The organism is Streptomyces sp. NPDC017940 (assembly GCF_044328435.1).
Lineage (GTDB): Bacteria > Actinomycetota > Actinomycetes > Streptomycetales > Streptomycetaceae > Streptomyces.
Genome location: NZ_JBIRHJ010000004.1, coordinates 11,387 through 29,017, shown reverse-complemented (window position 1 = coordinate 29,017; position 17,631 = coordinate 11,387). Strand labels below are relative to the sequence as shown.

General features: G+C 72.4%; 17 protein-coding genes and 1 riboswitch. Of the genes, 5 read left to right on the top strand and 12 right to left on the bottom strand.

What is annotated here, in order from left to right:
* Nucleotides 1–3: 3 nt before the first annotated feature.
* From ACH4DX_RS14625 to ACH4DX_RS14605, 5 genes are read right to left on the bottom strand one after another with little or no spacing between them, the layout of a single operon-like run.
* Nucleotides 4–753: a class I SAM-dependent methyltransferase gene (locus tag ACH4DX_RS14625; RefSeq protein ID WP_398155309.1), complete on the bottom strand. Its 750-nt coding sequence runs from the start codon at nt 751–753 to the stop codon at nt 4–6.
* Entirely contained in the window at nt 722–1,957 is a 1,236-nt protein-coding gene (locus ACH4DX_RS14620; protein ID WP_398155308.1) for an MDR family MFS transporter, read from the bottom strand. Before ACH4DX_RS14620 ends, ACH4DX_RS14625 begins: the two co-directional genes overlap by 32 nt.
* 19 nt (nt 1,958–1,976) lie before the next feature.
* Nucleotides 1,977–3,230 carry an ATP-grasp domain-containing protein gene (locus tag ACH4DX_RS14615; RefSeq protein WP_398155307.1) on the bottom strand — a complete coding sequence of 418 codons (1,254 nt, stop codon included), beginning with the start codon at nt 3,228–3,230 and terminating at the stop codon, nt 1,977–1,979.
* Nucleotides 3,227–4,249 carry a cysteine synthase family protein gene (locus tag ACH4DX_RS14610; RefSeq protein ID WP_398122462.1) on the bottom strand — a complete coding sequence of 341 codons (1,023 nt, stop codon included), beginning with the start codon at nt 4,247–4,249 and terminating at the stop codon, nt 3,227–3,229. Before ACH4DX_RS14610 ends, ACH4DX_RS14615 begins: the two co-directional genes overlap by 4 nt.
* Complete coding sequence (locus ACH4DX_RS14605; protein WP_398155306.1) at nt 4,246–5,094, bottom strand: hypothetical protein; 849 nt, start codon at nt 5,092–5,094, stop codon at nt 4,246–4,248. Before ACH4DX_RS14605 ends, ACH4DX_RS14610 begins: the two co-directional genes overlap by 4 nt.
* A gap of 247 nt (nt 5,095–5,341) precedes the next feature.
* Nucleotides 5,342–5,548: riboswitch (cobalamin riboswitch) on the bottom strand.
* A 247-nt stretch (nt 5,549–5,795) separates the two neighbouring features.
* Between ACH4DX_RS14605 and ACH4DX_RS14600 the strand changes: the two genes are divergently transcribed.
* A complete protein-coding gene (locus ACH4DX_RS14600) occupies nt 5,796–6,782 on the top strand; it encodes a ferric reductase-like transmembrane domain-containing protein (protein ID WP_398155305.1) in 987 nt (328 codons plus the stop codon).
* A gap of 167 nt (nt 6,783–6,949) precedes the next feature.
* Here the strand turns inward: ACH4DX_RS14600 and ACH4DX_RS14595 are convergent, their stop codons facing one another.
* From ACH4DX_RS14595 to ACH4DX_RS14565, 7 genes are all read right to left on the bottom strand, one after another.
* Nucleotides 6,950–7,210 (bottom strand): hypothetical protein, encoded by a 261-nt coding sequence (locus ACH4DX_RS14595; protein ID WP_398155304.1) that lies wholly within the window; start codon nt 7,208–7,210, stop codon nt 6,950–6,952.
* A gap of 220 nt (nt 7,211–7,430) precedes the next feature.
* Nucleotides 7,431–8,366 (bottom strand): NAD-dependent epimerase/dehydratase family protein, encoded by a 936-nt coding sequence (locus ACH4DX_RS14590; protein ID WP_398155303.1) that lies wholly within the window; start codon nt 8,364–8,366, stop codon nt 7,431–7,433.
* Nucleotides 8,366–9,499 (bottom strand): cytochrome P450, encoded by a 1,134-nt coding sequence (locus tag ACH4DX_RS14585; RefSeq protein WP_398155302.1) that lies wholly within the window; start codon nt 9,497–9,499, stop codon nt 8,366–8,368. The genes ACH4DX_RS14590 and ACH4DX_RS14585 overlap by 1 nt, the downstream gene beginning before the upstream one ends.
* A complete protein-coding gene (locus ACH4DX_RS14580; RefSeq protein WP_398122456.1) occupies nt 9,496–10,272 on the bottom strand; it encodes a glycosyltransferase family 2 protein in 777 nt (258 codons plus the stop codon). The genes ACH4DX_RS14585 and ACH4DX_RS14580 overlap by 4 nt, the downstream gene beginning before the upstream one ends.
* Entirely contained in the window at nt 10,269–11,792 is a 1,524-nt protein-coding gene (locus ACH4DX_RS14575) for an AMP-binding protein (RefSeq protein WP_398155301.1), read from the bottom strand. Before ACH4DX_RS14575 ends, ACH4DX_RS14580 begins: the two co-directional genes overlap by 4 nt.
* Entirely contained in the window at nt 11,792–12,532 is a 741-nt protein-coding gene (locus ACH4DX_RS14570) for a glycosyltransferase family 2 protein (RefSeq protein WP_398155300.1), read from the bottom strand. The genes ACH4DX_RS14575 and ACH4DX_RS14570 overlap by 1 nt, the downstream gene beginning before the upstream one ends.
* The gene (locus ACH4DX_RS14565) at nt 12,529–13,557 is read right to left on the bottom strand and encodes a 3-oxoacyl-ACP synthase III family protein (RefSeq protein WP_398155299.1); all 1,029 of its coding nucleotides are present in this window, start codon (nt 13,555–13,557) and stop codon (nt 12,529–12,531) included. Before ACH4DX_RS14565 ends, ACH4DX_RS14570 begins: the two co-directional genes overlap by 4 nt.
* Before the next feature lie 371 nt (nt 13,558–13,928).
* Here ACH4DX_RS14565 and ACH4DX_RS14560 point away from each other — a divergent pair, with 371 nt between their 5' ends.
* From ACH4DX_RS14560 to ACH4DX_RS14545, 4 genes are all read left to right on the top strand, one after another.
* On the top strand, nt 13,929–14,168 hold the full coding sequence (locus tag ACH4DX_RS14560; RefSeq protein WP_398155298.1) for a chaplin: 240 nt from the start codon (nt 13,929–13,931) through the stop codon (nt 14,166–14,168).
* Between the two features lie 557 nt (nt 14,169–14,725).
* The gene (locus ACH4DX_RS14555; protein WP_398155297.1) at nt 14,726–16,102 is read left to right on the top strand and encodes a cytochrome P450; all 1,377 of its coding nucleotides are present in this window, start codon (nt 14,726–14,728) and stop codon (nt 16,100–16,102) included.
* Nucleotides 16,102–16,389: an acyl carrier protein gene (locus ACH4DX_RS14550; protein ID WP_398155296.1), complete on the top strand. Its 288-nt coding sequence runs from the start codon at nt 16,102–16,104 to the stop codon at nt 16,387–16,389. The genes ACH4DX_RS14555 and ACH4DX_RS14550 overlap by 1 nt, the downstream gene beginning before the upstream one ends.
* The gene (locus ACH4DX_RS14545) at nt 16,386–17,603 is read left to right on the top strand and encodes a beta-ketoacyl-[acyl-carrier-protein] synthase family protein (protein WP_398155295.1); all 1,218 of its coding nucleotides are present in this window, start codon (nt 16,386–16,388) and stop codon (nt 17,601–17,603) included. Before ACH4DX_RS14550 ends, ACH4DX_RS14545 begins: the two co-directional genes overlap by 4 nt.
* Nucleotides 17,604–17,631 lie beyond the last annotated feature (28 nt).

Below are 17,631 nucleotides of genomic sequence, written 5' to 3'. Positions count from 1 at the left end.
CCGTCACGCCTCGCGGGTCGCCCGCAGCACCAGCCGTTCGGCGTTCTCGTCGTAGGGGCGGCCGTCGAAGCCGCCGAAGACCTCCACCCGGCCGAAGCCCGCCTCCTCCACCATGTGCCGCAGCTCGACCGCGCTGTACACGAACCACACCAGATCGGCCCGCGTCACCTGCTCGCCCCGGACCAGGACCCAGTCGCTGCGCATCCTCGCCCAGTCGTCCAGCACGGTGTCGGTCTGCACCACCAGGTCCTCGCCCCGCCGCACCACCTTGGGCGGGGTGACCCTGCGGGCCAGCAGTTCCTTTCCGGCGAGGTCCAGGACGAGTGTGCCGCCGGGGGCCAGACAGGAGTGCATGGTGCGCAGCACGCGGGCGTTGTCGGCCGGGTCCTCGAAGTACCCGAACGAGGTGAACATGTTGAGGACGACGTCGAAGGCACCCGGGGCCTCGTACTCGCGCGCGTCGGCCCGCACGTACGTCACCCGGGTGCCGGCGTCGGCCGCACGCTTGCGCGCCCGGTCCAGCATGGCCGGGCTCAGGTCCACCCCGGTGACGTCGTACCCGCGGCGGGCGAGCGGCACGGTGAACACACCGGGTCCGCAGCACAGGTCCAGTACCCGGGCTCCGGGCGGGATGGACAGCAGGGGAGAGGTGTCGAGCAGCTCCTCGGCCTGTACGTGGCGCTGCTCGGAGAAGAGGAAGTCGTAGAACTCGGTCCAGAAGTCATCGTCCTGGAACCCGCCCGTTCGTGCCATGCGGTCTCAGTGCTCCTTCGTCGTCGTCATGCGAGTGGGGGGTCTTGCCCGCGCGCTCGCGCAGCGCCAGCAGGACCGGGGGCAGCAACACGCACTGCGCGGCGGCCAGCAGCCAGAACCAGCCGGTGTTCCCCGCCTGTGCGGTGTGGTCGTACACTTGTCCGCCGAGCACTCCGCTCGCGCAGGCGCCGAGCCCCGCGGCCAGCCGCTGCTGGCCGAAGACCACGGCGTCCGAGCGTGGGCTGCGGTGCAGCGCCTCCAAGTCGTTCTTGAGGAACAGGACGATGTCGCCGAGGGTGATCAGAGCCCCGCCCGCGAGGAGCGCGGCCCGGCTGCCGAGTGAGAGGACGGCCAGCCCGGCGGCCAGGCCCGTGAAGCCGACCGCGAGGGCCGTCGCGTAGGGCATGCGCCGGATCAGGTCGGACGCGAGCGGCTGTACGACGATGACCAGCGTGAAGCAGAGCAGCAGGGCCAGGCTGTAGAACGTGCTGGACGCCCGCTCGACGGCGTACACCGCCAGGAAGTGCTGGAAGTGGAAGTACAGGTAGAAGGCGAGCATGTTGGCGGCGAACGGCAGGGCAGCCACCCCGGTCAACAGCCCCTGCCCAGCCGGCCGCGCGCCGGACTCCGGGGCCCCGGCCGCCGGCGGCAGTCGCGCGTGCCCCGCGGTGACCAGGACGAACAGAGCGGTGACGGACGCGAACAGCCAGCCGGGCGAGGACAGCACGAACGGCCCGGCGACCAGCGGCCCCACCGCCATGCCCGCGTTGAGGGCGGCATTGCCCGCCGACAGGAACGCCGGGCGGCGCTCGTCCTCCACGCCGTGCACGAGGTAGGCCTTGTTGGCGGGCAGGTACAGTGCGGCGCCGCAGCACGTCAGCATCAGCGCCCAGATGGCCAGGGGCGGCCAGCGGAGGGCCAGCAGGAGGCCGACGAAACCGGCGGTGCGGATGAGCAGGGCACACAGCATCGCGCGGCGCAGCCCGATCCGGTCCGCCAGGGCCCCGCCCACGACCCCTCCGGAGAACTGCACGAGGGACGCCACGGCCAGCACGACACCGACCGTGGCGAGGCCCATCCCGAGCCGTTCGTGCAGGAACACCGACATGAACGGCAGGACCATGAAGCTGCCGAGTGGGATCAGGAACGAACTGAGCAGCAGGAAGCGCAGCGGTCCGTCGAGCGGGAACAGCGCGGCCCGCAAGCCTTTTCCGCCTGCGCGGTCACCCACCGGACGCCTCGCGCTCGGGGGCGCCGCCCGGCGAAAGCGGCTCGGTGAGCACCCGCACGGCGTTGGCGGCGGCCACCGCGTGGTGGGTGGCCAGCTCGGCGGTCTCGGCCTCCGCGTAGACGATGCCCGCGTAACCGCGGCTGTCGGCCAGGTGCTCGATGGGATCGCCGGCGGACCTGACCGGGTACCAGGCCGGTGATCCCGGCATGTCCACCAGGCGCTCCAGGCCGGCGACGCCCGTGAACACCCCGGGTGCGGCCGGATAGCCCAGGACGAAGGCGACGGCAGGACCGCCGGGAAGGTCCACGTCCATCAGACGGGGACGCCGGCCCAGCGCGGCCTCGACCATCGCCTCGTACACATTGACACCCAGCGCCCGGCACATGCCCTCGCCGACCAGGGCGCCACCGATCCGCGGGTTGATCTCGACGACCTCCGGGCCGTCGGTCGTCAGGACGAACTCCAGGTGCGCGAAGCGGTCGGTGTAGCCGACTGCCGCGAGCACCTCACCGAGCCACCGCTCCAGGGCGTGCCGCCGCGCCTCCGGGAAGGCGACGGGGAACGCGGTGATCTCCTCCCGGAAGTAGGGCTCCGGGGACATCAGCCGACTGGAGACGCCGAGGAGCCGGGTCCGGTCCGCCCAGGTGAGCGTCTCGGCGCTGTACACCGGTCCGCTGAAGTACGGCTCCGCGAACAGTCGTCCCTTCAGCTCCCGCCGGGCCGCCTCGTCCAGGGCCGCCACCAGCTCCGGCTCGTCGTGGACCAGCCAGACGTTCTGGCTTCCGGTACCCGCCGTGTCCTTCAGGACGGCGGGCAGACCGACCTCCTTGAGCAGCGCCTCCTCCGTGCCGCGCCCGGTGACGTCGACCGCTCGTCCGCGCGTCAGCCCGCTCTCGTACAGACGGTTGCGTACGGCCGCCTTGTCCCGGGTCAGGCGCAGGACGGCCGGATCGAGGCCGGGCAGGCCGAGACGTCCGGTGAGTTCGGCGCCGACCAGCGTCCAGGTGTCGGTGGAGCTGATCAGACCGCGCACCCCGGGAGTCCGGCGCAGCAGGTCCTCCACCTGCTGCACGTCGAAGGTGTCGATCTCCACGACGTCGAGGGCGTCCGGCGCGAGCCGCTCCAGCTCGTAGGCGTAGTACGCGGGGTCTCGGGTGAGCAGCACCAGTCGCTCGCCGAGCGCGTCGGCGGCGCGTACCAGGTGTCCGAGTCCGAAGGTGAGGGACTCCAGGCAGACGACGCTCATGCCGCGTGCTCCTTCCGGTCGGCCGGGCGGGCCGCGCGCCGCCAGGGCATCGTGGACCAGGGCATGGTCATCTCCTGCGGTCCTGATACCTCGACGGGTCGCAGGGCGGCGGGGTCCAGGGCCTCCGGGTGCCTGGCGAAGACGCGCTCGACATAGCGGTGTCCGGTGTCGGCGCCGATCACCAGGTGCAGCCGGTCGGGGTGGTGACGCGCCTCGTGCGTCGCGGCCAGGTACCCGGCGCCGGTCGACAGACCGGCGAAGACGGCGTGCTCGCGCAGCAGCGCGATCGTGCCGGACATGGCGTGGGTGAAGTCCAGCCAGTGGAGGGCGTCGTAGAGGTGGTGGCGGACGTTGTCGAAGGCGATCGACGACCCGATGCCGGCGATGATCGCTTCGGGGTCGCGGTGGTCCTGGCTGCCGAAGGTGACGCTCCCGAAGGGCTGCACACCGACCAGCCGTACCGAGGGGTCCGTGGCGCGCAGGCGTTCCACCAGGCCACCCGTCGAGGCCCCGGAGCCCACGCCTCCGACGACGGTCAGCGCGGCCTCGGGAAACGTGGCCGTGATCCGGTCGGCGACCTCGTGGTAGCCGAGGTAGTGGATGTCGTCGTGGTACTGGCGCATCCAGTGCCAGCCCGGGTGCTCGGCGAGGATCTCCCGCACGCGCCGCACGCGCAACTCCTGGTCCAGCTTCAGGTTCTTCGAGGGGCTGACCTGGTCCACGGTGGCACCGAGGATCTCGAGCTGGGCGCGTGTGCTGGTGTCGACGGTGGTGGACGCGACGATGTGGCAGCGCATGCCGTAGCGGTGGCAGGCCAGTGCCAGGGCGTAGGCGTAGATGCCGCTGGAGCTGTCGATCAGGGTTTGTCCCGGGCGGATCGTTCCCCGTTCCAGGAGGTGGCGGACGGCGGCGAGCGCTGAGTAGATCTTCATCGACTCGAACCGGATCAGGACGACGCCGTCGGTGAGCCGTACGAGGTCGGGGAGTTTCAAGGCGTCGGCGATGTGGGGGTGGATCACCCGTAGCCTCCTTGGGCGAAGGAACACTGGTGGCCGAGCGAGTGGAAGTAGGCGGACAGGTCCGACTTGCCGTCGGCGTCGAGGCGGGTGGGGAAGAGGTAGCCGATCATGCAGCCGGTGTGGGCGACGAAGACGCCGTCGGCGCCGAACCGCTCGCGGTGGGCGAGCATGCTGTCGAAGGCCGCCTTGGGCAGCACGTGCTGCGACAGGGCGGCGCTGACGGTGGACGCCCGTGCGACGGCGGCCGGGTCGCCGGATGCGAAGCCCTTGAGCAGATCTGTCAGGCAGCGCTCGTACTCTTCCCCGTGCCGCCGGTAGTGCTTGAGGAGAAGGTCGGTGACGGCGGCGGTGTCCACCGTCCCGGGCTCGGTGATGTAGGCGGTGTGGAATCCGATGTCCGTGCCGAGGCGACGGAGCACGCGGTGCCGACCGCTGAGGTACAGCGCGAACTCGTCGAGGAAGACGCTGTCGGCCCGCTCGATCGCGGTCAGGATCCCGAGGACCACGTCCGTGTCGTACGGCAGGGCGAAGAGCCGGAACAGGCAGCGCAGGGTCGCCACGATGTCGGCGGTGGAACTCGCCATCCCCACCCCCACCCGCAGGTCGGAGTGGGCGTCCCAGTGGCCCGGTGGCAGCGTCAGCCCGAAGTGCTCCAGGAACAGCCGGGCCGCCGTCGCGGACTTCTCCCCGAGGGGCAGCCGGTTCGGCGTGTCCGTCCCCGGGGTGAAGTGCACCCAGGAATGACGGTCCACGGGAAAGGACACCACCGCGATGTCCGGCTCGGATCCCGCCCGCAGCGGGCCCTGGTAGAGCTCACCCAGAGTGCCGTGGCAGACGCCTGACACGGTGGGGCCCGGCCCCTGCCGCGTCCCACCGGGCTCCCCGGAGGGTGTCAGCACCGTCCCGTCCGGTCCGCCGACGGACAGGCCGACCGGCATCCGACACGGATGACAGGAACACGCGTGGTCACGGACATGCCCTCCTCTGGTCCCGAGCCCGAAGAGGACCGCGAAGGAGGCGCGGCGCAGCACATGCCCTGCGGCCGTCCGTACCGCCGACCCAGTCCTCGAGGTCACCGTGCACAACCCGCACGTCAGGCGCGGGCGCAGTGGCAGGTCTTCGGACTCGTGGGCTCGCTCACCGGAGATCCGGCGGGCACCTACCGGCCGTCGCTTCCCCGGCCCCATCCAGCTACGGGCCCAGTGCTGTTGACGGCTTTCGTTCCCCTCACCGCTGCGGGACAGTCCCGGATTCCCACCGGGTTCCCTCTTGCGTCGCACCACCGGTGTCCGGGGGACAGGAGGCACGAACCGACTGCAAGCGTCAGCGTAGGGCCGTCCGCGCCGCTGCGGCAGGGGGCGCTTTCGCAGTTGTCCGAAAGCGATCGTTCTTGAGCGAGAGTTGGCGTTCGATGATGCTCACTTGGCCCCCATACGCCACTCTGGCTGAATACGGCCTCAGTATTGCCCGGCCAACTCGGCCACACTTGTTGCCCGACCACACGTGCACACCGCCCGTCGGTGTCCCGCGCCCGGGAAGGCCCAGGATGCTGCCAGAGACGACGCCCGCGGACGACGGCACGCCCCCGCAGTCCGCCGGTGACAGGCGTCCGGCCGACCGCGTCGCCCTGAGCGCCGATCTGCGGGCCGCGCTGCCCGACGCGACCGCGGCGGTCCTGGTCACGGCGGGCGTCTTCGCGTTCCTGTACGTCCGCATGGAATCGGGTGACTCGGCGACGGTCGCGGTCATGCCGTTCATGGACGACCCCCATACGTACTGGATGTACCTGCTCAGCCAGGCGTTCGGCTGGTCGGGCCTGCTGTGGGCCTGGGGCACGGTCATGCTCGGTCTGCTGCTTTCGGGGCCGCGGCCCGCCCGGCTGCCGGTCTCCCGACAGGTCCTGGAACGCTGGCACCGCACCACGAGCCTGACCACGATGGCCCTGATGTTCGCGCACGCGCTGATGTTCGCGGCCGAACTCGTACGCTACGAGACCGAGCTGGCGTGGGCCGAACGGCTGTGGGCGGGATTCGCGGACTCGTTCGTGCCCGGCTGGTACGACTCCGGCACCGGCCGGTTCGCCATCCCCATCGGCCAGGGGGCCCTCTACCTGGCCGTTCCGCTCGGTCTGCTGTTCTACATCCGGCACCGCATCGGCGCGAACACCTGGCGCCGCCTGCACCGTTTCGTGATCGTCGTGTACGTGCTGAGCGTGTGGCACACCCTGCTGTACGGCACCAACGTCTGGTACGGCGAGTGGCCGCGCACCGTGCTGTGGCTGCTGCAACTCCCGGTCGCCGTGCTGTTGTTGCTGCGCCTGCTGCGGCCCGCTCGGCGGGCCCAGAGCCTCGGCGCACCGGGTCGGCGCCGAGGCGTGTCGCTGCCCGGCTGGACGGTGCGGGCCTGCGGCCGGGTTGCCGCCGGAGCCGTCGTGGTGGGGTTGCTCATCGTGGTGGCGTCCGGTCACGACGGCGGCCGGGAACGCCCGGCCGCGCCGCCCTCGACGAGCCCGCACGCTCCCGAGCCGGAGTGATCCACGACCACTGAGGGGCGCCGGTCCGGCACGGCCCCGCACCGGCCTCGGCCCGCGTCCAGCCACCGTCCGCCGTGGCTCCGTGCTGCTGACAGCGACCTCTACAGCGCGCCCTGTGCACTGACCGCCTGGCATCGTGCAGAGCCGAGCCCCATACGGGACAACCCTCAGCGCGCATCCATCGAGTCGCTCCTGCGGGACCGCCCGCTGCGACGATCATCTCGGAGACGTCGGATGTGCAGGACCACGTACAGCAACATCGTCACGATGAAGACGACCAGCACGATCGTACGCAGAATGACCCACCACAACCCGTGGATCTCCATGATGCGTGCCAGGGCATTCAGCAGGAGCGCCACGGACAGCGTGCCCCAAGCCCAACGCTTCGCTCTGATCTCTTGGGGGCCGGGGCGGGAGGTCATGACCACCTGACGTCTCCTGACTACTCGTTATGAGTTCCAGGTGCCCTCGTCCGCACGGTCGAATCCCGCGATCCCCGGCGCCCGCTCTCCCACAGGCCTGCTCGTCCATGAGCGAGGCGGAGTTCCCCCACGGGTTGAGGGCAGTCCCGCCGACCATCAAGGGGCTGGGGCGACTGCCGCACGGCCCGACCCGTCGGTGGACCCTGACGCTGACGCGCCGTCGCGCTCAGGCGGCTCTGCGGCACGGGGTTCCCTGCTTCCCGGCGGAGCCCTCGTAGTCCTTGAGCGTACGACGAGCCACCCATCCTTGGGACTCGGCCCTGCTCACGTCCAGGACGACGGAGTGCGCGAGCTGGTCGACGGCGTAGCGGGTGAGCGGCGGCTCCGCGTGCGGGCGCAGTCGGCCCAGCGCCTCGGCGGCGCCCGCCGCGGCCCGGGCCATCGGCAACGGGACGTGGCGGACGCGTGCCCGTACGCCGTGTGCGCGGAGGACCGTCCGGATCGCCTCGTCCCGGTCGTACGGCACCGGGTCGGCGACGTTGTACGCGCCCGGCGGCCAGCGGGCGGCCAGCAGGCAGGCGTCGGTGAGGTTCTCCACGGCTGTCAGGCTGAGGCGGACGCTGGGCCCCGGCAGCACGAGCAGCCCGCGGCGGACGCGGGACAGAAGCCGGGGCACCAGGTGCGGATCCCCGGTGCCGTAGACCGCCCGCGGCCGCAGCACCACGGCGCCCGCGGCGAGCGCCAGCGCCTCACCGGCGGCCTTGGTGCGCCCGTACGCGTTCAGGTGGCCGCGCACCGGATGGTCCTCGGTGACGCGGGAGCGCCCGGGGCCGGGAGCGTAGACGCTGGCGCTGCTCACCCACACCACCGGCCGGCCGGCAGCCGACTCGAGCAACCGGGCCGTGCCCTCGACGTTGACGGCGTGCATCGCGGCCTCGGCGGGGGAGCCGGGCACCGGGTCGCCGACGGCCGCCGCGCAGTGCACGACGAGGTCGGCGACGGACAGGTCCGGCACCTCGCGTGCGGCGTCCCAGGGGATGTGCCGCCCGACCGGGCCGGGGCGACGGCCGAGGCACAGGACGCGGGCGCCGCGCGCGGCGGCTGTGGTGGCGACGTGGGAGCCGCAGAAGCCGCTCGCCCCGGTGACGGCGATCGTGGTCATCAATTCTCCTGCGATCGACGGGCGTCGGCCGCCCGGACGGTGAGGGAGCGCCAGCCCGGCAGGGCCGCGCCCCGGTCGACGTGGGCGCGCAGGACGGTGGGGCGGTGGGGAGCGAGCGCGGCGAGGGTGTCGTCGAGCTGGGCCCGGGCCATGCGGGCGCCGGGACAGACGTGGGGGCCGGCGCCAAAGACGAGCTGGGCGGCGGACGGAATGGGGTGACGGGCGTCGGGCAGTCGGTCGTGGGCCCGGGCGGCGTGCCGAGCGATCAGGATCAGGCGGTCCCCGGCCCGTACCGGGCAGCCGTCGAGCTCCGCGTCGGCCGCCGCCACGCGGGGCAGCAGCGGCGAGGGAGCGATCACCCGCAGCAGTTCGCCCACCAGGGCGGGGCGCAGCCTATCGTCGGCCGCCTGCTCCCAGAGCTCCCCGTCGGCGCACCAGGCGACAGCGCGCGGGAGGGCGGCGACAGTGGTGTTGACGGCGGCGACCGCGAGCACGGCCCGCAGGGCCGACTCGGCCGTTGCGCCGGATGCCGGGGCGAGCAGCGCCTCCAGCCGTGTGGTCGCCGCGGCGGCCGCACGTGCCGTGCCCGGCGGGCGGGGACCGGGCAGGTGGTCGCGTACAGCGGCGGCCGCCGCAGCGGCGGCCGCGGAGGCGATGGCCACCGGGTCGCCGGTCGCACCGAGCAGCGCGCGCACGGTGGCGCCGGCCAGTTCACGGGCCAGCGGTACGAGGTCGATGTCGCGGCCCGCGCCGAGCGGGGCCAGACGGCGGTCCAGGACGTCCTGCCACACCGGGCGCAGCCGCTCCACTCCGGCCGCGCCGAGCTCGTCGGCCAGGGCACGCCGGGTGGCGCGGTGTCCGGTGCCGTCCTCGTCGAACAGTGCGCCGCCCGCGGACAGTTCCCGTGCGGCGCCACCGGTGGTGCCTGCGGCGGTGCGGTCCAGCGGGACACGGGTGAGGGCCTGCCGGTAGGGCTCGGTGCCGTGCACCAGCACCGCGCCGCCGATGCGGGTGACCGCGCGGCGGCGGGTGGCGGCGAGGAGGGCGAACAGCAGGGGGTGGGAGCGGGTGTACACGCGTCGGTCGCGGCGCCGGGCGGCACGGAGGGCGGGTGCGGCGGGAACCGTGGTCACCTGACGTGCACCTGCTTCGGGTCGGCGGGCCGGTAGCGGCGGTCCCAGCACCACAGGAGGGTACGGCGGGCGCCCCAGGCCCGCAGCCGGCGCAGGCTGCTGTGCACCACCATGCGCTCGGCCCGTGTGACCCGGTGGCTGTGCTCGCGCGCCCGGTTGAGGAGGGCGACGTCCTCGGGCGGGCCCTGGAGCGGAGTGCGGGGCGTGCCCCCGCAGCGCAGGTAGAGGTCGGCCGTGATGGCGACGTTGTGACCGTGGCACAGCACGTAGGGCGCGCGGTAGCGCGGGTGCCGGTGCTCGGCGCGGTAGCGCCCGTACAGCGCGGTCGCCCTGACGACCGCCGGAAGCAGGTACCGCTCGGCGGGCGAGGGCCGCTCGTCGTGGCGCGGCAGGCTGCGGCCGCAGGCCAGCTCCGTCCCGCGCGCGAACTCACGGCGCGCCGCCGCGATCCAGTCGGCGGCGGGCAGGCAGTCCGCGTCCGTACGTACGAGCAGCGCGGCACCGCACGCGACGGCGTACCGGAAGCCGGTGTCGACGGCGGCGCCGGTGCCCCGCTCCTCCTCGTGGACGAGGTGCACGGGGAAAGGCGCGGTGGCGGCGAAGCGGCGTACGACGGCGGCGGTCGCGTCGGTGGAGGCGTTGTCGACGACGGCGAGGGCGAAACCGGTGTCGGTCTGGGAGGCGAGTGCGGCGAGGGTCGCCCCGATCCCGGCCTCCTCGTTGTAGGCGGGCACCACGGCCCACAGCAGCGGCGCGCTGCCGGACGCGGTCACCCCCGGCTCCGTCCATCGAGGTGCCGTCCATCGAGGCCCCGTCCATCGAGGTGCCGTCCATCGAGGCGCCGGGCGGCGAGGCGCGCGGTCGCGGCGCGGTCGGGCTTCAGCGAGCGGCCGGACAGCGGGATGTCGGCGAGCAGCACCGCGTCCGGGCGGGCGGCGCCCATGCGCCCCAGCGGTCTGTCCAGGGCCGTCCGCAGCGCGTTGCGGTCCGCCCCTGGACTCGGCTGGACCACGGCGACCAGGCGCTCGTCGCCGTCACCGTCCGGTACGGCTACGAGCAGGGCCAGTTCGACGCCGGGCAGGTGCAACGACGGCTCGTACAACCCCGGGTAGATGTTCTCCGCGTGCCGCAGGACCATGTCCTTGCTGCGGCCCTCCAGCACGATCCGGCCACCCTCGATGCGTGCCCGGTCACCAGTGACGACCCACGGGTCCGGGTCCTCACCCAGGTAGCGGTCCCGCACGGCGGAGCCCGACAGCAGCAGCTCCCCGGACGAGTCGGTCTTCGCCACGACTCCGGGAAGGGGCGAGCCGACCAGGTCGCCCGCACCGGTGAACGCGGCCTTGTCGGCCTGTTCCACCGCGGCGGCGGGAAACAGCTCGGTCAGCGCGTAGACGCCCCACGCCTCCTCGGCGCCCGCCCGCTTGACCCGGGTGAGCAGCTCGGCGCTCGCGGGAGCCGACCCGGTCCACACCCGCCCGTGGAAGCGGCCGCCCTCCGCCAGCAGCCGCCGCAGCTGCGGGGGCGTCAGATACGTGGCCTGCGGGGCGAGACGGCGCAGTTGCCGTCCCAGTACGGGAGCGGAGCGAGCGGGCAGCGCGACCGGCGCTCCGCACGCCAGGGACGGTACGAGGACGAAGAAGGTGCCGCCGAGGACAGGCCGCCCGGCCTCGGGGCGTACCAGCTCGGCCACCGTGGCCATGCCGGCGGCCAGCGAGGCGCGGGTGTGCACCACCGCGCGGGGCTGCGCGGTGGTGCCCGACGTGAACACGATGACCGCGTCGCCGTCCTCGTCCACCGGGGGCGGCAGCGGTACGGCCCGGACATCGGCATCCAGGGCGGGGGCGCAGCCGGGCAGCCGTGGCCCGACCGTGGCCACCGGCCCCAGTCCCGCCAGGTCCGGCAGGGCCAGGCGGGCCCGGCGGGCGAGCGGCCGGGCCCATCCGGCGACCGCCTGGGCGGTCGCATCGGCCAGGACGACGTCGGGACCGGCCAGGGCGAGGCGGGCACGCAGCACCTCCGGCCCGGCACCCGGGTCGAGCACCGCAGCCCGGGCGCCGAGCCGGTGCACGGCGAGCATCACCGCCAGGGCGCGGGGCCCCGGCCGTACGGCGACGCCCACGGTGCCGCCGCGTCCGACGCCCCGTCGGTGCAGGGCAGTGGTGTAGCGGTCGGCGAGGTCGGCCAGCTCCCCGTGGGTGGCCTTGGTGCGTACGGCCCCGGTGCGGGTGGTGGTAAGGACGGCGGGTCGTTCGGGGTGGCGGCGCAGGGTGCGGGCGAGGGTGTCGAGCATCAGCGCGGGTCCTCTCCGTGCCGGCCCGGGCCCTTGTCGAGGTACCAGCGGGCGGTGCCGACGAAGCCGTAGGCGCTCAGCCGTCGCGTGGAGTTCTCCACGACCATGTCGCGGGCGTGGACGATGGCGGTGGTGTGGCGGCGCACACGGTTCAGGAAGAGCCGGTCGGTGGGGGAGGGCCGACGCGGCATCCCGCCGACGGCTTCGTACAGCGCGGCGGTGACGGCCATGTTGTTGCCCGCGTGCATCCGGTAGGGGGCGAGATAGCCGTGCCGCCGGTGGTGGGCGGGGCGTATCCGGCCGAAGAACGCGGCGACGCGGACCAGCGTGCGGAAGGCGGCCCGCCCGAGCGGTCCGTGCTCGTCACGGCGCGCGTCGATGCGCCCGCACACCAGGCCCGCGCCCTGCGCCAGTGCGGCGCGTGCCCTGGCCGTCCAGGCGGGGCGCGGGAGGCAGTCGGCGTCGGTGCGGGCCAGCAGCGTCGCGCCGTGCTCGATCGCATACCGGAAGCCAGTGTCCACCGCGCAGCCCACACCCTTCTCCGGTTCGCTGAGGACGTGCACGGGAAAGGGCGCCCAGCGGGCGAAGTCGTGGGCCAGCGCGGCGGTGCCGTCGGTGGAGGCGTTGTCCACGACGACGAGGGTGAAGTCACGGTCGCGCTGCGCCACGAGCGCGTCCAGGGTGGCGCCGATGCGCGCCTCCTCCTGGTGCGCGGGCACCACGATCCACAGGGAGCTCATGCCTTCTCCCAGACCATGGTCATGATGCTCACGCCGCCGCCGAGGCCCACGAAGAGGACCCGGTCACCGGCCCGCAGGCCCTCATGGACGCGGTCGAGCTGGACACCCAGGGTGGCGCTGGCCATGTTCCCGAGCGCGGGGACCGTGACGACGAGCCGGTCCTGCGGGACGCCGGTGAACTCCACGAACCGTTCCAGGTACGGCACCGTGACCTGATGTACGAGGATGTGCCGGAAGTCGCTCCACGCCAGACCGGTGCGCTGCCGCATCCGGTCGAGCGCCGACGTGCCGACCTTCTCGAACACCTCGCGCAGTTCGCTGCCGTCGCCGTGGAAGTACGTGTGCTCGTCGCCTCTGGGATGGCGCGAACCGCCGCCGAGGATGCCGCCGACCTGCCAGTGCTCGGAGTGGGTCTCGGTGTCCACGTCGAGGATGCCGCCCCGCTCCACCGCCTCCAGGACGACCGCGGCCCCAGCGTCCCCGAAGGTGTAACCCGCGAACCCGTCCCGCAGTTGGTCGAGGCCGGAGGGGTCCTGCCGCACCGCGCGGCTCGGGGTCTCCCCGGTGACGACCAACGCCCGGCGGGCGCGGCCGGCGAGGATCATCGACCGTGCCATGTCGATCCCGTTGACGAAGCTGTTGCACGCGTTGGTCACGTCCAAGGCGTGTGCCCGGGAACCGATTTCGGCCTGGACGATGTGCGCGGTCGCCGGTTCGGCGACGTCCCGCGTGGCGGAGGCGAACACCAGCAGGTCCACGTCGTACGGGGCGAGCCCGGCCCGGTCCAGCGCCGTACGCGCCGCCCGCACCGCGAGCGTCGAGGCGTACTCGTCCTTAGCGGCCGCCCGCCGCGAAGCGATGCCGGTGACCCGTTCGAGCATCCGCGGCGGCAGGGCCAGCCCGGAGGCCGCGGCGATCCGTTCCTGCAACTGCCGGGACGTCACTTCGAGCTCCGGCAGGCAGGAGGCCACCGCGGTGATGCCCACCCGGCGGCGCACCGGTTCGGGAGCGTGGTCTATGTGCATGGGCTGGACGGTACGAGCGGGCCGGGACGGCGCGCCTGAGCGTTGGTACTCAACTGGGGTAGGTAGTCGACTCAGCCTCTGCCGCTCCGCGGTGCGCTGGGCGAGGGCGAGGGCGAGGGCGAGGGCGAGGGCGAGGGGGCGGCGACGACGCCGGTCCCGGTGCGCAGATTGCGCCAGGAGGAAACGTAGCCGTCGAACGCGGAGAAGCGCCCAGTTCGCAACCTTTCCAGGAAGCGAGCAGCACCTGGCGTAAGTCTGACTCAGAGCCTGACCGGGTGACTCAGCGTGTCCCGGCAGGGAGGCTGCCGTTATCGCCTTTGATCCTTGTTTCCTTGCGAAACGACCCTGGACCCTGCGTGGAGGAGTCACCAATGAGGCTTGCGACCAAGTGCGGCATCACCGCCGCTGCCGCCTGTACGGCTGCTTTCGGCTCTGTCGGCGGCGCGGTTGCCGATGCTGGTGCACAGGGTGCCGCCGTCAACTCACCTGGTGTGCTGACTGGCGGTTTGGTTCAGATCCCGGTGCACATTCCTGTCAATCTGTGTGGTGGTAGTACGAACGTCGTCGGTCTGCTCAATCCGGCTTTCGGAAACGTCTGCGTCAACGACTGACCCCATCGCGTCACGACCGTTCATGGTCTCTGTCCGGTGCGTCCAGGCAGGCGCCTCAGCACTGCGCTTCAGGGCTGTAACTCAGCGCTGCACCTCAGTACTGACGTCGCTTCAGCAAGGCTGAGCAGGAGGCCCATGCGCCGTGGAGCATGGGCCGGACCTGGCGGTCCTGCATCCAGCAGGTGAGAATCGCCTCCATGCGGGATCGCCTCGGTGCGGGATCGCCTCGGTAAGGGACCGCCTCCCCATCGCCTCAGTCCCGTGCGGCGCCCTCGGCCCTCGGAGTGCAGGTATGTCTCCAGCAGACGGCGCTGCTCACCGGTCAGGAGTCGAGGACGCTCGCGGGCGGTGTCCCAGCACACGGACAGGATGCGGGCCTCCTCCGGCGACCGGTCCTGACTGCCGAAGCGGACCTCGAACTCGGTGGCGGCGGGACGGATGCCCAGAAGGCGCGGGTACAGCCTCAGTGGCTGTTCCTGCCACCGGACGGGAGCCAGGTAGCCGATGCGCCGGCGCACGGTGAGGTAGACCAGCGGAACCCATTGAAGGGCGTGCGTGTGGCCGGTCATGAAGGTGAGCCGATCCGGATTGCGGTACGCGAGCTGGCGCGTTTCCTCGGCGCCGACATCGAGGATCCCCGCTTTCTGGCCGACCCCCACCAGTGTGTGACGCCTGCGATGCGCGCCCGGCCGGTGCATCGTCTGCCCGGCGGGGCGGTGGCCGTGCTGGGACACACCGCCTGTTCCGAGGTACTGCGTGGTGCGCACTTCGGCCACGGTGCGGGCGAGCTGTATGAGATGACCCTGCTGGGCCTGCCCGCGCGGTCCTTCCTGCAACTCGACGCGCCGGGCCATACCCGGCTGCGCGGTCAGGTCGCACGGCACTTCAGCGTGCGCCGCGTGCAGGGTCTGGCACAGAGTGTCGCCGCCCATGTCCGCGCGCTGGTGGCCGACTGCCGGCAAGGCCCCGGGGACTTCGTGACGGATGTGGCCGAGCCGTTGGCGATGTCGGTCATCAGCGATGTCCTGGGGGTGGCGGACGAGGACCGCCCTGCTTTCCAGCGTGATGCCCGGCTGGTCGTGCAGGGGCTGGACCAACCGGCCCGCGTCACCGATGAACGCGCCACCGCTCGGGCCCGCTTCCGCTTCGTGCGCTACTTCCACCAGCAGGTCAAAGCGCGGCGCGCGGCCCCTACGGATGACCTCGTCAGCACGCTGCTGCACCGGCCCGACGGGACTGTGGCCGAAGTCCGCGAAGTGGTGACCACGTGCAGTCTGCTGCTCAGCGCCGGATACGACACGACCGTGAGCCTGTTGTCGCACGCGGTCGCTGAGCTGGCCGGTGACCGGTCGGGGCAGGGGTGGGATCTGGCACGCGACATACGGACGGCCGACGCGGTCGTGGAGGAGGTCTTGCGCTTGCAGTCGCCGGTACAGATCACTCCTCGCGCGGTGGTGCGCGACACCGACCTGCAAGGCGTGGCGCTGTCCCGGGGGACCATCGTGCTGCCCGTGCTCGCCTTCGCCAACCGGGATCCGGCCGTGTACGAGGACCCCGACGTCTTTCGGCCCCAGCGCCATCTGCGTACCCACACCTCGGACCGTGCCCAACCCAGACACCTGGCCCTGGGGGCAGGCGCGCACTTCTGCCTGGGGGCGGCCCTGGCCCGGCTGACCGCCCGGCACGCCCTGTCCGTCCTTGCCGTCGACCCGCCGATGTCGCGCGACGAACCCCGCACCTACCAGGACAACGTCACCGTGCGCGGCCTGCGCACGCTGCCGGTCACCTGGCCGAACCCTTCCACAGCGGCGTCGCGAAGCCGTGCCCGCCGCAGCACGCCCGCCGACGCCGCCCCGTCCTGCCCCGCCCTTGCTCTTGCCGATGCCGACCTTGCCCATGCAGACCTTGCCGACGCCGACCAAAGGAACCCCTGATGACCACCAGTAGCCTCCTCCCGCACCTGATCGACGAACTGGTGAAGTCGTTCAACGTCGACCGGGAGACAGCCACCGCGCAGGCGACGATCGAAGATCTGGGCCTGGACTCGTTGGCCCTCCTGGAACTGATCACTCGTTACGAGGACGAGTACGACGTGGAACTGATGGAGGTCGCGGAAGGGCAGCTCGGCACCACCTCCACCCTGGCCGACATCTGCGCCGTACTCGAAAAGGTCCTGCCCGGCGCCCACCCGGCCGCCCAGCGGGCCGGAGGGCTCGTATGAGCGAGCCCGTGGCCGTCACCGGACTGGGCCTGCTGACACCCGCGGGCGAAGGCCCTGACGCGTTGTGGGACTGCCTGTGCCAGGGCAGGTCCACCGCGGCCTTTGACCACGCGCTCGAGGGCATGCCGGTCGACTTCTCCTGCCAGGTCCCCGACTTCGACACAGACAGTGTGAAGACCATCGCCTGGCGCACCAACCGCTTCATGCAGATGGCCGTGGTCGCGGCCCGGATGGCGCTCGCCGACTCCGCCCTGTCCCCTGGAGGCTTCGACCACCGGCGGGTCGGCGTGGTGCTGGGGGTGGGAGCCGCCAGCATGGAGCACTGGCCAGGTGAGACGGAGAAGCTGCTGCGAGGACGTCTGCGAGCTGTCTCGCCGCTGTCCCTGCCGCGCTCCATCCCCAACATGGCCGCGGGCGAGATCGCGCTTGACCTGGGCGTCACCGGACCCAACCTCGTCGTCTCCACCGCCTGTGCCTCGGGAGCCACGGCGCTGGGGGTCGCCAAGGACCTGCTGGCCGCCGATCGCTGTGACGTCGTCCTGGCGGGCGGAGCCGAGTCCCCGCGGGCCTCACAGATGGTCGCCCTGTGCTTCTCGCGCATGTCCGTGCTCTCCCGCCGAGGCCAGGACCCCGCACGTGCCTCACGGCCCTTCGACGCCGACAGGGACGGCTTCGTCCTCGGCGAGGGAGCGGCGGTCATGGTGCTCGAGAAGGCCGACCACGCTCGGGCCCGCAGGGCGGGGGTGCGGGCCTGGCTGTCCGGGTACGGCGCCTCCGCCGACGCCCACCATCCCACCACCCCGGACCCCGAGGGCAAGGGCGCCACCGCCGCCATCGGCGCCGCCCTGGACGAGGCGGGCCTGCGGCACGACGACATCGACCACATCAACGCCCACGGCTCCTCCACCGGCTTCAACGACCTGTACGAGGCGACCACCTTGAGCCGCCTCTTCCCACGCCCCGCGCCGGTCACCGCCAACAAGGGCTCGCTCGGTCACGGGATCGGCGCCGCCGGAGCCATCGAAGCGGCCTGTAGCGTCCTGACGCTGGAGCATCAGCTCATCCCCCCGGTGGCGAACTTCTCCCGCCCCGACCCGCGCATCGACTTGGACATCGTCGCCGGTGCCCCCCGTCCGCACCGGGTGGAGACGGTGCTGAGCAACTCCTTCGGTTTCGGCGGCCAGAACGCCGCGCTCGTCTTCACCCGCGCCTGACCGCTCCGCACCCCACCGAAGACGCGGT

Excerpts from the sequence above, each read along its gene's own strand:
- ACH4DX_RS14625 (WP_398155309.1), bottom strand. The coding sequence starts at position 753 with ATGGCACGAACGGGCGGGTTCCAGGACGATGACTTCTGGACCGAGTTC.
- ACH4DX_RS14615 (WP_398155307.1), bottom strand. The coding sequence starts at position 3,230 with ATGAGCGTCGTCTGCCTGGAGTCCCTCACCTTCGGACTCGGACACCTG.
- ACH4DX_RS14575 (WP_398155301.1), bottom strand. The coding sequence starts at position 11,792 with ATGCTCGACACCCTCGCCCGCACCCTGCGCCGCCACCCCGAACGACCC.
- ACH4DX_RS14600 (WP_398155305.1), top strand. The coding sequence starts at position 5,796 with ATGCTGCCAGAGACGACGCCCGCGGACGACGGCACGCCCCCGCAGTCC.
- ACH4DX_RS14560 (WP_398155298.1), top strand. The coding sequence starts at position 13,929 with ATGAGGCTTGCGACCAAGTGCGGCATCACCGCCGCTGCCGCCTGTACG.
- ACH4DX_RS14565 (WP_398155299.1), bottom strand. The coding sequence starts at position 13,557 with ATGCACATAGACCACGCTCCCGAACCGGTGCGCCGCCGGGTGGGCATC.
- ACH4DX_RS14545 (WP_398155295.1), top strand. The coding sequence starts at position 16,386 with ATGAGCGAGCCCGTGGCCGTCACCGGACTGGGCCTGCTGACACCCGCG.
- ACH4DX_RS14590 (WP_398155303.1), bottom strand. The coding sequence starts at position 8,366 with ATGACCACGATCGCCGTCACCGGGGCGAGCGGCTTCTGCGGCTCCCAC.
- ACH4DX_RS14570 (WP_398155300.1), bottom strand. The coding sequence starts at position 12,532 with ATGAGCTCCCTGTGGATCGTGGTGCCCGCGCACCAGGAGGAGGCGCGC.
- ACH4DX_RS14550 (WP_398155296.1), top strand. The coding sequence starts at position 16,102 with ATGACCACCAGTAGCCTCCTCCCGCACCTGATCGACGAACTGGTGAAG.